8 protein-coding genes are annotated in these 15,623 nt (G+C 71.3%); 3 read left to right on the forward strand and 5 right to left on the reverse strand.

The annotated features are described in order from the left end of the window. Positions 1–574: 574 nt before the first annotated feature. Positions 575–1,123 carry a MarR family transcriptional regulator gene (locus G3I56_RS34090; RefSeq protein WP_164415880.1) on the reverse strand — a complete coding sequence of 183 codons (549 nt, stop codon included), beginning with the start codon at positions 1,121–1,123 and terminating at the stop codon, positions 575–577. Between the two features lie 147 nt (positions 1,124–1,270). On the opposite strand from G3I56_RS34090, the gene G3I56_RS34095 reads away from it, so the two are divergent. After that, complete coding sequence (locus G3I56_RS34095; RefSeq protein WP_164416058.1) at positions 1,271–2,551, forward strand: MFS transporter; 1,281 nt, start codon at positions 1,271–1,273, stop codon at positions 2,549–2,551. On the opposite strand, the gene G3I56_RS34100 is transcribed toward G3I56_RS34095, so the two are convergent. After that, positions 2,544–4,256, reverse strand: coding sequence for a SpoIIE family protein phosphatase (locus tag G3I56_RS34100; RefSeq protein ID WP_164415882.1), 1,713 nt, complete (start codon positions 4,254–4,256; stop codon positions 2,544–2,546). The genes G3I56_RS34095 and G3I56_RS34100 overlap by 8 nt on opposite strands. 242 nt (positions 4,257–4,498) lie before the next feature. Continuing rightward, positions 4,499–5,872, reverse strand: coding sequence for an NAD(P)/FAD-dependent oxidoreductase (locus G3I56_RS34105; protein ID WP_164415884.1), 1,374 nt, complete (start codon positions 5,870–5,872; stop codon positions 4,499–4,501). 379 nt (positions 5,873–6,251) lie between these two features. On the opposite strand from G3I56_RS34105, the gene G3I56_RS34110 reads away from it, so the two are divergent. Together G3I56_RS34110 and G3I56_RS34115 are read left to right on the forward strand one after the other, a co-directional pair. Further along, complete coding sequence (locus G3I56_RS34110; protein ID WP_164415886.1) at positions 6,252–7,055, forward strand: helix-turn-helix domain-containing protein; 804 nt, start codon at positions 6,252–6,254, stop codon at positions 7,053–7,055. Between the two features lie 239 nt (positions 7,056–7,294). Next, entirely contained in the window at positions 7,295–9,361 is a 2,067-nt protein-coding gene (locus G3I56_RS34115; RefSeq protein WP_164415889.1) for a sigma-70 family RNA polymerase sigma factor, read from the forward strand. On the opposite strand, the gene G3I56_RS34120 is transcribed toward G3I56_RS34115, so the two are convergent. Further along, positions 9,348–12,737, reverse strand: coding sequence for a BTAD domain-containing putative transcriptional regulator (locus G3I56_RS34120; protein ID WP_164415891.1), 3,390 nt, complete (start codon positions 12,735–12,737; stop codon positions 9,348–9,350). The genes G3I56_RS34115 and G3I56_RS34120 overlap by 14 nt on opposite strands. A 303-nt stretch (positions 12,738–13,040) precedes the next feature. Next, complete coding sequence (locus G3I56_RS34125; RefSeq protein ID WP_164415893.1) at positions 13,041–15,221, reverse strand: asparagine synthase-related protein; 2,181 nt, start codon at positions 15,219–15,221, stop codon at positions 13,041–13,043. Positions 15,222–15,623: the final 402 nt, after the last annotated feature.

Below are 15,623 nucleotides of genomic sequence, written 5' to 3' on the forward strand. Positions count from 1 at the left end.
GTTTACTACTTCAAAGGAACCTCAACCCACAGACAAAGCCTGTGAGCCGGGGTATCAACAAACTTGGCGTTGATTTTTGGCACGCTGTTGAGTTCTCAAGGAACGGACGCTTCCTTCGTACTCACCCTCTCGGGCTTTCCTCCGGGCAGTTTCCCTTCGGTCTTGCGTTACCGACTCTACCAGACCGTTTCCGTATCCGATTTCCTCGGCGCTTTCCAGGTTTCCGCTTTCGCGTTTCCCTTTCCGGCGAGTCCGACTCTACCAGACCGTTTCGGGCCTGATTCCCAGTCAGCGGGGCTTGTCTTCCCGGCTGTTGGGCCGTTCCGACGTTTCAAACCTTAGCGGATCCTCTCGGCGATTCCCAATCGGGCCGCTGAGCTCCATCGAGCCCCATTCGAATTGAATTCGGGCACACCGAAATCGACCCGGTTGGGAGATCGTGCTGATGGTTTGGGTTGCCGCTGCTGCGGCGGAGGTGCTGCCGCAGAACCGTTACGGCCCCGTGGCAACCCGAAGAACTTTACGGATCGGGCAGGGGGATGTCAAGCACCCTCTGTTCGCCCTGTCAAGATCTTTAGTCGAGGTCGCTGAGTCGCCCGCCGGCGTCCGGCTGGGCGTGCTCGACGCGGCGCAGGAGGCGGGTGAGGACGTCGCCGAGCCTGCCGCGTTCGTCCTGTGAGAGGTCCTGGAGGAGGTCTTCCTCGAAGACTGTGGCCAGGCGCATCGCCTCCAGCCACTTCTCCCGGCCCTCGTCCGTCAGCTCCACGATCACGCGGACCCGGTTGGACTCGTCGCGCTCCCTGGTGACCAGTCCCTCCGTCACCATCCGGTCGATCCGGTGGGTCATCGCGGCCGGCGTCAGGCCCAGCCGCTTCGCCAGGTCGCTCGGGCCCATGCGGTACGGAGCCCCGGAGAGCACCAACGCCTTGAGGACCTCCCACTCGGCGTTGCTGATGCCGAGTGTGGCGGTCTGGCGGCCGTACGCGACGTTCATACGGCGGTTCAGGCGGCCCAGGGCCGCGACGATCTTTTCGACCTGGGGGTCGAGATCCCTGAACTCGCGCTGGTAGGCGGCGATCTGCTCATCGAGCGTCGGCTCACCGACGGCGGGGGTGTCACCCATGTGCGGAGTATCCCATGTGGGCGCTTGGCGTCGAAGTTCTTCGAGGTGTACTGTTCAAGTCTTAACTTTAGCTTCGAAGTCTTCACTCCTAACTCTTTCAGTAGGCGTACGACTTCACGATCAAAGCAGGTGAAAGTGACCAGGGCGATGGGCGCAGCGATGCGCCGGATCCATGTGGGCAACGCACTCAGCGCGTTCGGGCTCGGCTTCACCGTCCCCTATCTGTACGTCTATGTGGCGCAGGTGCGGGGACTGGGAGCCATGACGGCGGGTCTCGTACTCGCCGTCTTTGCCGTGGCCGCGCTGGTCGTGCTGCCGTTCGCCGGGCGGGCCATCGTCCGGCACGGCCCGCTGCCGGTGCTGCTCGTCGCCCTGGTCACCGCCGCTGTCGGCGCGATGGGCCTCGGGCTCGCCGCCAACGCGACCGCCGTACTCCTTGCCGCCGTGGCGCTGGGGGCCGGGCAGGCCGTGATGCAGCCGGCGCTCGCGACGATGATCGTGAACTTCTCGTCGGCGGAGACGCGGTCGCGGGCCTTCGCCACCCAGTTCTTTCTGCAAAACCTCGGGCTCGGTGTCGGTGGGCTCATCGGTGGGCACCTCGTGGACACGACCCGGGTCGGTTCGTTCACCCTGCTGTTCGCCATCGAGGCGGCGATGTTCCTGCTGCTCGCCGTGATCATGACGACGGTACGGATGCCTCGTTCGCCGAGGATCGACGGTGCCCCCGGTCAGGCCAAGGGCAGCTGGAAGCAACTCCTCGGTAACCGGGCGATGGTCCAGCTGTGTGTGCTGGGCTTCGTGCTGTTCTTCGCCTGTTACGGGCAGTTCGAGTCGGGTCTCAGTGCGTACGGGGTCGAGGCGGCCGGGATCTCGACGTCCGCGCTCGGTTCGGCGCTGGCGGCGAACACCGCGGTGATCGTGGTCGCGCAGTTCGCGGTGCTCCGGTTCGTCGAGCGGCAGAAGCGGTCCCGGGTGATCGCGGCCGTGGGGATCCTGTGGGCCGTCGCGTGGGGCGTGGCCGGGTATGCGGGGCTCGGGCACGGCAGCCAGGCCATGGCGACCGCCGCGTTCGTGTCGACGTACGCGCTGTTCGGGCTCGGGGAGGCGATGTTGTCGCCGACCGTCGCGCCGCTGGTGGCCGATCTGGCGCCGGACGGGATGGCGGGACAGTACAACTCGGCGTTCGCGCTGGTGAAGCAGCTCGCGCTGGCTGTCGGTCCGGCGGTGGGCGGGCCGCTCGGGGCTTCGCTGCACGGGCCGTACATCGTGATGTTCCTGCTGTTCTCGCTGGGGATCAGCGTCCTCGCCGTGCGGCTGGGGCGGCAGCTGACCCCCGTACAGAATCAGCCGTCTCTGGCGCGGCGGAGTCGGGTCGTCGCTCAGGGTGGAGCTCCGGTGGAGTCCGAGTCCGTGGTGCCGGCTACGTAGTACGGGCTGAGTTCGGCAGCACGAACTCGCACCACACCGCCTTGCCGCCGCCCGGTGTCCGGCGTGAGCCCCAGCTCGTGGCGATCGTCGCGACGATGGCGATGCCCCGGCCCGATTCGTCGCCGGGTTCCGCGGTGCGGCGCAGGGGGAGATGGTCGTCGCCGTCCGTCACCTCGACGATGAGGCGGCGGTCGGTGCGGCGCAGGCGCAGGCGCATCGGGGGTGTGCCGTGCTGGAGGGAGTTCGCGACCAGTTCGCTGGCCGCCAGGACGCCCACGTCGTGCAGTTCGGTGGGGAAGCGCCAGCTCGTCAGGACGCCCGAGGCGAACGCACGCGCGCGTGGGGCCGCTTCGATGCCGCCGAGGAGTTCCAGGGCAGCGTTGCGGAACAGGTCGCTGTCGGGACCGGTGCGGGCCGGGTGCTGGAGGACCAGGACCGCCACGTCGTCGTCGTGGTCCGCGGTGACGCCCGCCGAGCGGACCAGGCGGTCGCAGACGACCTGGGGGCTGCCCGTCGCGCCGGACAGGGCGCGCTCCAGGGCGGCGATGCCCTCGTCGAGGTCCTCGTTGCGGCGTTCCACCAGGCCGTCGGTGTAGAGGACCGCCGTGGAACCCGGGGTGAGCGGGATCGAGCCCGAGGCGTGCATCCAGCCGCCCGTGCCGAGGGGTGGGCCCGTGGGTTCGTCGGCGCGCTGAACGACCCCGCTCTCGTCGCGGACGAGGATCGGGAGGTGGCCCGCAGAGGCGTACACCAGCTTGCCCTCGTTCGGGTCGTGGACGGCGTACACGCAGGTGGCGATCTGGTTGGCGTCGATCTCCATGGCGAGGCCGTCGAGGAGCTGGAGGACCTCGTGCGGGGGAAGGTCCAGGCGGGCGTACGCGCGGACCGCCGTACGGAGCTGGCCCATGACCGCCGCCGCGCGCACTCCTCGGCCCATGACGTCGCCGATGACGAGCGCTGTGCGGCCTCCGCCGAGGGTGATGACGTCGTACCAGTCGCCACCCACGGCCGCTTCCGTGCCGCCTGGATGGTAGGTGGCGGCGACTCGGAGGTCGTCGGGTTCCTCCAGTTCCTGGGGGAGGAGGGAGCGCTGGAGGGTCACCGCGGTTTCGCGCTGGCTGCGTTCGCTGGCGCGCAGGCGTTCGGCGGCCTCGGCGTGGTCGGTGACGTCGGCGGCGAAGATGAGGACACCGCCACTCCCTTCGGGAGTGGCCGTCGCCTCGACCGGGGTGCACGTGATCGTGTACGAGCGTCCGCTGTGCGCCTTGCGGGACTTGAGCGTGCGGGACTTGGAGCTGCGCCGGACCTGGTCCAGGAGGGGCAGCACGCCCAGTTCGTCGAGCTCGGGGGCCACGTCCCGCGCGGGGACGCCCTCCGCGCGTACGCCGAAGGCCGCCGTGTAGGCGTCGTTGGTGTACGCGATGCGGTGGTCCGGGCCGTGGACGATGGCGACCAGAGCCGGGATGCGGTCGAGGACCTGGCGGGTGGGCAGGTCGTCGACGGCGGGGAGGCAGGGCGCCCCACCGGCGAGCTGCTCGGCGCGGGCGGCGGGTACGGAGCCGGGTCCAGAGCCGGAGCCGGAGCCGGAGACCGTGCCCTCGCCCGGTCGGTCCGGCAGCCGGTCCGGAGTGATCGTGTGATCGGTCCGCGCTGCGGCGCGGCGCTGTGTTCCGGGAAGTCGGGCGCTCCAGCGCGTGAAGTTCACGAAACCTTGCCTCGTGTTTGTCGGCACAGGCCGGCAGCGGGTCGGCCGGAGGTGCAGGGGGCGTTCCCCGGGAGATACAGCACTTGCGGAAAGCCTCGCGGGTAGAGATGGGTGGAGACAGGTGGAGACGGGTGGAGGGATGTGCGGCAAGGGCGTGGAGAACCAGTCTGGCAGGGTGGCCGACGCGGCCGACATCCTTCAGACGCCGGCCGCCTCGGTGGAGTTCCTGGATTCGGTCAGGACTACCCCTTCGGGTCCTGATTCAGGTTCTGAGGAGGCTTCCCACCGGCCGCGAGTTCGAACTCCGCGCGGGGATGTTCGAGTGAACCGAGGGAGACGATCTCCCGCTTGAAGAGTCCCGACAGAACCCACTCGGCGAGCACCCGGGCCTTGCGGTTGAAGGTGGGCACCCGGCTCAGGTGGTAGACGCGGTGCATGAACCAGGCGGGGTAGCCCTTCAGCTTGCGTCCGTAGACGTGTGCGACGCCCTTGTGGAGTCCCAGGGAGGCTACTGAACCGACGTATTTGTGGGAGTACGTTTCGAGCGGTTCGCCCCGCAGGGAGTGGGCGATGTTGTCGCCGAGGACCTTGGCCTGGCGGACCGCGTGCTGGGCGTTCGGGGCGGTCTCCTTGCCGGGTTCCGCTGCCGTGACGTCGGGGACGGCCGCTGCGTCTCCCGCGGCCCACGCGTGCGTGGTGCCCTCGATCCGCAGCTCGGCGGTGCACTTGAGGCGCCCGCGCTCGTTCAGCGGGAGGTCGGTGGCCGCGAGCAGGGGGTGGGGTTTGACGCCGGCGGTCCACACGACCGTACGGGTGGGGAAGCGGGCGCCGTCACTGAGGACGGCGATCCGGTCCGCGCAGGAGTCGAGGCGGGTCTCCAGGCGTACGTCGATGTTGCGTCGGCGCAGCTGCGTGACCGTGTACTTGCCCATCTCCTCGCCGACCTCGGGCAGGATGCGGCCCGAGGCCTCGACGAGGATCCACTTCATGTCCTCGGCCTTGACGTTGTGGTAGTACCGCGCGGCGTAGCGGGCCATGTCCTCCAGCTCGCCGAGCGCCTCGACACCGGCGTAGCCGCCGCCCACGAAGACGAAGGTCAGGGCCGCGTCGCGGATCGCGGGATCACGGGTGGAGGAGGCGATGTCCATCTGTTCGATGACGTGGTTGCGCAGGCCGATGGCCTCCTCGACCGTCTTGAAGCCGATCGCGTGTTCGGCGAGGCCGGGGATCGGCAGGGTGCGCGAGACGGAGCCCGGGGCGAGGACCAGTTCGTCGTACGTCAGCTGCTCGGCGCCTGTTCCCTCTTCCGCGGTGGCGAGGGTGGTGACGGTCGCGGTGCGCTTGGCGTGGTCGATCGCCGTGACCTCGCCGACGACGATCCGGCACTGGTCGAGGACCCGGCGCAGTGGTACGACGACATGGCGGGGCGAGATGGAGCCCGCGGCCGCCTCCGGGAGGAACGGTTGATAGGTCATGTACGGGTCGGGAGTGACGACGGTGATGTCGACCTGGCCCCGTTTCAGCTCCTGCTGGAGCTTCCGCTGGAGGCGCAGGGCCGTGTACATACCGACGTAGCCGCCGCCGACAACGAGAATGCGCGCACGTTCCTTCACCATCCCATGACGCACCCAGCGCTCGCGTTTGTCCACAGGCCCGGCAATTTGTGTGACCTTCGGGCGGTGGGCCGCAACGTTGCCCGAATCGTCGGCCTGCAGGGCACAACCGCAGGTCAGTGGGTGTGAGCCGGGCGGCAGGAGGGGGCGCAACCGGGACGTAAGCGACGCGTACTCCGATCGGGCGGCACCCCGTGCGGAACGCGCCCCTTCTGAATTGACCCTCGCTCAACTATGTTCGTAGGTCGACGGGGTGTAGGGGGATGCGCTCTTTCGGGTCCGCTCTGCGACGCGTGGACCCGTGTTCAGTGCTTGTTCCGCACGCTCCGGCTGCCAATGGCGGGGAGTCTCCGGGGGGAGACGTCATTACCGGGGGAACATTATGCACATTCAGGATTCTCGTTGGTCATCCGCGTCCGCCATCGCACCAGGCGGACCGGTCAGCGCGGCGGCGGGCAACGGACGCGGCGAGGGATCGCGTACGGCGCCACTGCGTGTGGACGCACAGCGCAATCTGGAACACGTACTGCGGGCGGCACGTGAGGTCTTCGGCGAGCTGGGATACGGCGCGCCGATGGAGGACGTGGCACGGCGCGCGCGGGTCGGTGTCGGCACGGTGTACCGGCGTTTCCCGAGCAAGGACGTCCTGGTCCGGCGGATAGCCGAGGAGGAGACCTCCCGGCTGACCGACCAGGCTCGCGCGGCGCTCGGCCAGGAGGACGAGCCGTGGTCGGCGCTGTCGCGCTTCCTGCGGACGTCGGTGGCCTCGGGCGCCGGGCGGCTGCTGCCGCCGCAGATACTGCGGGTCGGCGTCGCGGACGACGACGGTTCCGGTGACTCCGGCAACTCCGGTGGTTCCGGCCTCGACGACGCGCGGGTGCCGCAGCAGCGGACCCAGCCGGTGGGTACCGGTCTCGGGCACGGGGAACTGCGGCTGGTGTCCGACGACGCCGTAGCCGCTGCGCTGGCGGACGACGCCGGCGCGGTGGCGCTGCTCGACGTGGTGGGCCGGCTCGTGGAGCGGGCGCGCGAGGCGGGCGCACTGCGGCCGGACGTGTCGGTGTCGGACGTACTGCTGGTGATCGCGACGGCGGCGCCCTCGCTGCCGGATCCCGCGCAGCAGGCGGCGGCCTCTTCTCGACTGCTGGACATCCTGTTGGAGGGGTTGCGGTCGCGGCCTCTGTGATCGAACAACCCGAATACAACGAACCCCAGCATTTCGAGCGGGGCGGCCAACTCCCTTGCAGGAAGGGATGGTTGAGCCTTCCCCGTTCGGGTGAACGCTAGTACCCCGGTGCGGGAAGTCCCCACGGACGAGTGGTTGGTTCGTTCCAGGTGTCCTGAACAAAAGCCAATATGGCACTCTGACCCGGTGTTCGGGACTCGATGTGCAGGCAGCTGTGCAGGCGGCGGGGGCTTTCCGCGATGAGCGTTGACGGGCGGGACGAGTCACCGGGTGACGGTGACCCGGAGGCCGGCGGCGGGCTGACCTCGCCACAGGTGCCGAACCAGGGCGGGCCGGGCGGAGTTCAAGGCGGCGGTCAGGGCAGCGTTCAGTACCTGGGCGGCTCGTTGGACGGTTCGGAATACCCCGGGTACCCCGAGAACACCGGGCACCCCGAGTACCTCGACGACCCGATGGAAGGCAGCGTCCCGCCGCAGCGTGGGGGCAGCCTGCTGCCGCCCCGCGCGGACAGTGTGCTGCCGCCGCCCATCGAACTGCCGCCCTCCGACACCGACCTGATCGGACGGATGCGCTCGGGCGACGACACGGCGTACGAGGAGTTGTACCGGCGCCACGCCGGCGCCGTACGCCGGTACGCGCGTACCTGCTGCCGTGACGGCCACACCGCCGACGATCTCACCGCCGAGGTCTTCGCCCGCATGCTCCAGGCGGTACGCGGCGGATCCGGCCCCGAGTACGCGGTACGCGCCTATCTGCTCACCACCGTCCGCCGGGTCGCCGCGAACTGGACGACGTCGGCGAGGCGTGAGCAACTGGTCGACGACTTCGCGGTGTTCGCGACGCAGGCCGCGCGAGGCTCGGAGATGTCTGCCAGGTCCATAGTGTCTGCCGACACCGACACTCTGGACCTGGGCGCCGACGTGCGCGCGATGCACGAGGCCGAGCAGTCCATGGCCATGCAGGCGTTCCGGTCGCTGCCCGAGCGCTGGCAGGCCGTGCTGTGGCACACCGAGGTCGAGGACGAGTCGCCGAGCGAGGTCGCCACCCTCTTCGGACTCGACGCCAACGGCACGCGCGTGCTCGCCAGCCGGGCTCGGGAGGGCCTCAAGCAGGCCTACCTCCAGGCCCACGTCAGCTCCACCCTCACCACCGACGAGGAGTGCTCCCGCTACGCCGACCGGCTCGGCGCCTACGCCCGCGGCGGGCTGCGCAGCCGGGCCGAACGCGGGCTGCGCAAGCACCTGGAGGAGTGCGCCAAGTGCCGGCTGGCCGCGGGCCAGATCAAGGAGGTCGCGAGCGGCATCCCCGCCGTCGTACCGATCGCGGTCATCGGCTGGTTCGGCGCCGCCGGATACGCCAAGGTGGCCGCGCTGGTCGCCGGGGGCGCCGGAGCGGGTGCGGTGGGCGTCGGCGGCGCGGCGGCAGCGGCGAGCGGCTCGTCGTCCCGCGGGGCCGGGGGCGGCGCGGCGGCCTCGGAGGGGCTGGGTGCGCCGCTGAAGGCGGGGATCGCGGCGGGGGTGGTCGCCGTCGGGATCGCGGCGGTGGTGTTCGCCCTGGCAGGCGACCAGGTCCCGAAGAAGCCGGTGGCACAGCCGGCCCCCTCCGTGCCGATGGGCCGGCCTGCGGCGCCGACACCGACCCCGACCCCGACGCCGCCCGAGCAGGAACCCGAACCGGCACCCCCGGCCGTGGTCCCGGCCCTGGCGCCCGCCCTCACACCGAGCCCCAGCCCCACCCCGACTCCGTCCCCGACACCCACCCCGAGCCCCACCCCCACCCCCACTCCGACACCCAGCCCGACCCACACACCTGCCCCCACTCCTGCCCCCACTCCCACCCCGACGCCGCCTCCTCCCCCGCCGCCGCCCCCCTCGGCCGACTACCAGTGGAACGAGCTGGAGTACGCCATCACCGGCGACGGCACCAAGCCCGAGATGCGGCTCGGCGAGAGCAGTTGGGTGTGGCAGCGGTGGGGGGTGTCGATCGGGGACCGGCAGTACGAGCACGGGGTGACCGTCCACGGCGAGTCCTCGGTCACCATCGATCTCAACCGCGACTGCGCCTCGTACGACGCCCTGGTCGGCGTCGACGACATGACGATGGGCCTCGGCCAGGTCCGTTTCTCGGTGTTCGCCGACGGGCAGCGCATGTGGCGGTCCGAGCTGGTCCAGGGCGGCCAGGAGGCGGTACCCGTCCACGTCGACCTCACCGGGCGCAGGACGATCCGCCTGGTCGTGGAACCTCACTCGGCGTTCGACTCGGTGGCACTCGCGGACTGGGCGGAGTCGAAGTTCATGTGCCGGTGACCGGGGTGCGGGCGAGTTCGTCGAGCAGCTCGAGTACATCGTCCGGGGTGAGTTCCGATCCGGTCGTACGTTCGGACTCGTACAGTTCCGGTCCCAGGGCTCCGCGGGCCGCGGCCTCCGTCTCTTGTGCCCGCGCGTGGTCCGGCATCGGGCGGGGTTGGTCGCCCCGCCAGTTGTCGGAGGCGGCGAGCAGACGGGTCGCGTGGGGCAGGTCACCGAGCTCGGCCAGCAGTCTCGCCGCGCTGTCCGCCAGCGCCGCCGTGATCACCTCGGCGCAGCGCTGGGCCACGGCCTCGCGCAGGGTGACGGTCAGTTTCACCAAGCCCTCCTCGGGCCCGCGTTCCTCAGCTGTGACCAGGGCGTCCATCGCGTTCAGCCCCGCCATGAACTGCGGCGGCGGTGTGCCGTGCGCGATCTCCACGCGGGACTGGTCGCACAGGGCACGCGCGCGGGCGACGTCCCCCTCGTCCAGCGCGATCTGCGCCCGCAGCAGCAGGACGAACGCCCGGGAGTCCGCGACCCCGTACCGCTCGGCCGCCGCGCCGGCCTCGTCCAGGGCGGTCAGCGCGCCGGCGCGGTCGCCCTCGCGGTAGGCGATCTCGGCGAGGCGCGCGATGAGGAACGGTGCTTCGGCATGGGCGCCCACCTCGTGGGCGAGCCGCAGTGCCTCCGCGTACTCCCGCTTGGCCTCCTCGAAGCCGCCGCGCGACATGGCGGCCTCCCCGGCCGCGCTGCACACCTGGGCCCGCACCCAGCGGTCGCCGACGCGTCGGCTGAGCACGCGCAGTTCCGCGAGGTCGTCGTCGACGCGCGGGCCGCGCAGGCCGCCCGCCGAGTCGACGACCAGGTGCGTACGGAACATCAGGGTCACGGCGACCTCCCAGTCGCCGCCGTGGAGACGGCAGTTGGCGATCACGGAGTCCAGGGCGGCTGCGGCGGTGGCCACGGGGTTGTTCGCCGTGTCGCCCGGGCCGTCGAGTCGGTCAAGTCCGTCGAGTCGGTCGGGGCCGTCGACGCCCAGACGGTTGGACAGAAAGGTGAACGGCCAGGCGATGCCCGGCAGCCGAGCCGCTTCCGGGCCGCCGCGCGCGAAATAGGCGCGGGCCTCGATGAGTTGGCGGTGCCAGTGCTCGTCGTGGGGGACGGTGGCCGGGTCGGCGTCGATGGTCAGGAAGATGTAGAGCATGCGGAGGTTCATGCGCCGGGCGTTCACCTTCGCCCGTTCGTCCGTCTCGGTCGATCGGTTTGATCGGTTTGATCGGGTCGATCCAGCCGGCTCTGTGCTCAGGTTCAGGACGCGGGTCAGCCATTCCATGCTCTCCCGGCGGTAGTTGCGCAGCCACCAGAACCAGCCCATCGCGAGGACCAGGGCGATGGCCTCCTCCTCGTCGCCCTCCCTGATCGTGCGGTCGAGGGCCGCTCGGATGTTGTCCAGCTCTGTCTCCAGGCGGGCGATCCACGGGAGTTGCTCGGCGGAGCGGAGCAGCGGTTCGGCCTTCTCCACCAGCGCCCGGACCCACGCGCGGTGCCGTAACTCGACGGCGGCACGCGGACCGGGGTCCTCCGCGGCACGCTCGGTGGCGTACTCGTGGATGGTCTCCAGCATGCGGTAGCGCATGCCGGGTGCACCGGCCCCACCGGTGCCGATCATGTCGTCCGCGGCGCGTTCGTGCGGGGTCGCGACTATCAGGGACTTGTCGACGAGCGCCCCCACGAGGTCGGCCACCGGGCCGGTGCAGACCGCCTCCGCGGCTGTGAGGTCCCAGCCGCCCGCGAACACGGAGACCTCGCGCAGCACCGTCCGCTCCCGCTCGTCGAGCAGGTCCCAGGACCAGTCGACGACTGCGCGCAGAGTCTGCTGGCGGGGCAGCGCCGTGCGGTTTCCGGAGGTGAGGAGGCGGAAACGGTCGTCGAGGCGGTCGGCGATCTGACGCGGGGTGAGCAGCCGCAGACGGGCGGCGGCCAGTTCGATGGCAAGGGGCAGTCCGTCGAGCCGACGGCAGATCTCCTCCACCGCCTCGGTGTCGCGGAGGGCGGTGTCCGCGTCGGGGCGTACGGCCGCCGCGCGCTCCTCGAAGAGGCGACGGGCCGAGTCGGGGAGGAGGGGCTCGACCGGGCGCACCGACTCGCCGGGGACGCCCAGGGGTTCACGGCTGGTGGCGAGGATCGTGAGCCCGGGACAGTGCGTGAGCAGGGTTTCGGCGAGTTCGGCCGCCGCGTCGATGACGTGTTCGCAGTTGTCGAGGAGCAGGAGTTGGCTGCGCGGGGCGCAGTACTCGATGAGCAGGGCGAGCGGGTCGTCCTGCGGGGTCGTGAGCTCGGTGGTCCTGAGCACGGTCTCGCGCAGACCGAGCGCGCTGACCACCGCGCCGGGCACCGCCTCCGGCCGGTCGAGCGGGGCGAGCTCGACGAGCCACGCCTGGGGGAGGCCTGCGGCGGCCTCCTCGGCGAGACGGGTCTTTCCGGAACCGCCGGGTCCGATGAGGGTGACGAGACGGGTCCTGTGCACATCCGAACGGATGGCTTCGATCTCGGGTTCCCGGCCGACGAAAGAGGTCAAACGGGGGCGGATATTGCCGTTGTTGGTGTGGCTGGTCGTGGGGCTTGTCGTGGGGCCGGTGTTCCTGTGGCTGGTGGTGTTGATGTGACTGGTGTTGCTGGTGTGTGTCAGCAACACCTTGTGCAGGGTGCGGAGTTCCGGGCCCGGGTCCGTGCCCAGGCCCTCCGCCAGGGTTCGGCGGGCCGTCTCGTACGCGGCCAGGGCGTCCGCGCTGCGGCCCGTGTCGCGCAGGGCGCGGATGAGGAGGGCGTGCAGCGGCTCGTCGTACGGGTGGGCCTCCGTCAGTTCCCGCAGCTCCGGTACGGCGTCGTGGGCGCGGCCGAGTCTCAGGTCCGCCTCCACGCGCGCGCGTGTCGCCTCGCGGCGCAGGGCCTCCGGGCGGGTCGCGGCGGTGCGGTCGGGGAGGTCGGCCAGGGCGGGGCCGCGCCACAGGGCGAGGGCCTCGGAGAGGGTGCGGGCGGCGGTCGCGGGGTCGGCACGGTCCAGGGCCGCCCTGCCCTGTCGTACGAGGTGTTCGAAGACGTGGAGGTCGATGTGGTCCTGGGGTGCCGTCAGGCGGTAGCCGCCTGGGTCCGAGGTGATGGTGTCCTTGCCGAGGGTGCGGCGCAGGCGGCCGACGAGGGCCTGCAGGGCTGCGGGGGCGTCCTTGGGCGGGGTGTCCGCCCAGACCTCGGCGATCAGGGTTTCGGGGGTGGTGGTGCGGTTGGGGCGGAGAGCCAGGGCGGTGAGGAGGGGGCGGAGGCGGGGGCCGCCGATGGGTATGGCGGTGCCGTGGTCGTCCTCGGCCTGGGTGACGCCCAGGATTCTGTACCGCACCGGCCTATTCTCGCCTCCGCCGCCCTTACCCGTCCCATCCCCGGGGGCTACCGCCCCCGGACCCCCGCTGTCGGCCCTGAACGGGCCTTGTCCTCAAACTCCCCCAGAGGGGGGACCCCCAGACGGGCTGAATTGCCTGGGCCTGGGCTGGAGTGACAGCGGGGGCGGGTGGGCGGGAAACACCGCTGGGCTGAACAGGCCTCACCCTCCGGTGCCGGACGAGCTGAGGTACCTGGGCCCGCAACTGGACACAGGCCGTAAACGGGCGGGTGGGTGGGAAACACAAGGCACCGTGAGGCGACCTCACCCCCGGCGTGCCCCCGCCCCCGCTCCCAGCGCGCCCCTCTGGGGGGTGATTCCCGACGGTACGGCTCGTTGGCGGGCTGGGGTTCCGGTCCAGCAGGTGCCTCGGCGGGAGAGCAGGCGGCGTAGCCATACCTCCAGGGAGACCAGGTCCGCCAGGCCGTCCAGGGGGAGAGGTTCACCCTCCGCGGCGCCTCGCAGGGCCTTGCGGACCACTCTCGCCTCCACCAGCCCCGCCTCCGCGAGCAGCGGCGTGTCGAACAGGGTCATCAGGGAGTCCACGGACACGCGCAGGCCCGTCCGCGACGCCGCGGTCGCCGACGCGTGGGACGGTGCGCCCCAGCCGGGGGGCAGGTCCGGGACGCCGGCGCCTTCCAGGACCGTACGGAGGATGGACGCCCGGGCGCCTGGCTGGACGCGTAGCGCTTCTGGGAGGGCTCGGCAGGCCCGTACGACCTGGTTGTCCAGGAAGGGCGTGTGCAGGCGCTGGAAGCGGATCTCGACGGCCTGCTCCAGGACGCGTACGTCCGCCGCCTGGCGGGTCAGCGCAGCCCGCGCGCGGAAGTCGCCGGGGCGTTGGCCGGGGCCCACGCCGGCGCCCGCGCGGTCCGTCGCCCAGTTCAGGCGAACCGATACTTCAGCGAGGGCCTCACCGGTCAGCCAGCGCGCGGCCGGGCCGGGTCTGGCCCAGGTGAGGGCGGCCAGCGAGGCACCCACCGCGCCGCCGGGCTCGTCGAACCGCCGCTGCATCAGGCGGTCGGCGAGGTTCTCGATGCCGGCCCGGTAGGGCGTACGGGAGAGCTTGCGGGCGGCGCCGTACACGCGTGCGGGGACCATCACCGAACCGTCGGCCTTCGCGAGGGCAGCCACCGGGCGGACCAGGTGGCGCCGTTTGCGGTCCATCAGGAGGTCGGCGAGGCGGGCGGGGTGGGCGTCCAGCACCTGCCGGGCGCCGTAGCCGGCGAAGTGGTCGGCGCTGCCCGAAGCCAGCCGGGCCCGGTGTCTGGCCGCCGTGACCAGGGACGGGCCCGGTTCGTCGGTCAGCGGGCCGTCCAGGTCGGCGTACGGGAGGACGTCCTCGCCGCCCGCCACCACCACGTGGTGCAGGCGCGGGTTCGCCGCCAGGTTCCCCGCCCGCTCCAGTTCCGCCTCGCGCCCGCCCACCACCAGGTCGTTGAACGTCACCGCCACGAGCCGCTCCCCCGCACCCGTGCCGTGCCCCAGCAGCGTCCCCGGCATGCCCGGCAGGCCCGCCGCCAGGAGCGCGAGCGTCCCCGAGGCCGGGCCGCCGGACAGGTCGGCTCCTATCCCCGGTACGGGCGTTCCGCGCGCGGCACGCCGTTCCGCGGGGCCCATGCCGGGCACGGGCCCGGGATCCATGGTCGTCTCGGGCACATGGCGAGGGGCGGAAAGCCGGACGCGTACCGCCTCCACCAGGGCGTCCCGTACGCCGTCCACCGCTCTGTCGGGGTCCACGGAGGCCGCCGCGACCGCGAGGGAGGCGACCGGCTCGTACCCGGCGATCTCCCGTGCCCCGGCGCGCAGGATCAGCGCATGCCCGGGCGGAATGCGCCGTACGCCGTCGTAGGGAGTCGAGTCGTGCAGCGCGGCCGGTACGTCCGGGGCCGCGAGGAGGGCGGCGAGGTGGCCGAAGTCGAGGTTGGCCTCGATGAGGTCGGCGAGCGGGAGGGCCGCAGTCGCGTAGGCGGTGCCGCCGGCCCAGGGGGTGTAGAACACCGGGCGCGCGCCCGCCAGGTCACCGCTGATCATGAGCCGGCGTCCCACCTGGACGATCGCCGTGTAGCTGCCCGGCCAGGCCGTCAGATGGCGAAGTGCCCCTCCGCGGGCGGCGAACAGCGCGACCCGCAGTTGCTCGTCGGTCGCTCCGCAGGTGCCCAGGACCGCGATGCGGGTCTGTTCGTCGGCCCGCACGACGCGCACCTCGTCGGGGCGCCAGTCGCCGACCGCCCAGAGCGGATCGGGGTCCCCCCAGAGGAGTTGGGAGCCGACCGGGTGCACCGTCTCGCCGTCGTAGCCGGTCGCCCCCGCCGCGTATCCGGCCCCGGACCCGGACCCGGTTCGGGTTCCGACTCCGGCGCTTTCGGCCGCGTAACCGCCGTTCCCTGTCCCGTACTTGGCGGCCACAGCTGCGGTGCTGCTCCATCCCACCAACCACCGCATCGACGCCTCCACAGGCTGTGGACAACCAGTGCACCGTACGAACTCGGCACCATGCTGCCATGAAGGGCGCGCCTTGGAGGGACGGCAGAGCCGCTCGTGCTCCCCGAAGTGCGCCCCTGCGAACTCCTGTGCACCCCCTGGAACATGCCCGCCCGGGCCCTAACGCACGCGCGGATCAAGGGACTTCGAGGTTCGGGGCAAGGGACTTCGGCGTTCGGATCGGGGGATCGCCGGACCCCGGCGGAAAGTTCACAACCCGTCGAGCAGGGAGTTCACGGCCCGACCGCGCCACGACCGCACCACGACTGCGACCTGAATGCGCCCCCGTTACGCTCCCCCAAGACGCCCCACGCGCCCTCAATTTCCATGGTGAGAGGGGTAATCGGCCCGGTTTTGCGGGGT

The sequence above is a fragment of the Streptomyces sp. SID12488 genome (genome assembly GCF_010548275.1).
GTDB lineage: Bacteria > Actinomycetota > Actinomycetes > Streptomycetales > Streptomycetaceae > Streptomyces.

What these genes read in the sequence shown, in the direction of transcription:
- G3I56_RS34090 (WP_164415880.1), bottom strand. Translation starts at nt 1,123, where the DNA reads ATGGGTGACACCCCCGCCGTCGGTGAGCCGACGCTCGATGAGCAGATC.
- G3I56_RS34095 (WP_164416058.1), top strand. Translation starts at nt 1,271, where the DNA reads ATGGGCGCAGCGATGCGCCGGATCCATGTGGGCAACGCACTCAGCGCG.
- G3I56_RS34105 (WP_164415884.1), bottom strand. Translation starts at nt 5,872, where the DNA reads ATGGTGAAGGAACGTGCGCGCATTCTCGTTGTCGGCGGCGGCTACGTC.
- G3I56_RS34110 (WP_164415886.1), top strand. Translation starts at nt 6,252, where the DNA reads ATGCACATTCAGGATTCTCGTTGGTCATCCGCGTCCGCCATCGCACCA.
- G3I56_RS34115 (WP_164415889.1), top strand. Translation starts at nt 7,295, where the DNA reads ATGAGCGTTGACGGGCGGGACGAGTCACCGGGTGACGGTGACCCGGAG.
- G3I56_RS34125 (WP_164415893.1), bottom strand. Translation starts at nt 15,221, where the DNA reads ATGCGGTGGTTGGTGGGATGGAGCAGCACCGCAGCTGTGGCCGCCAAG.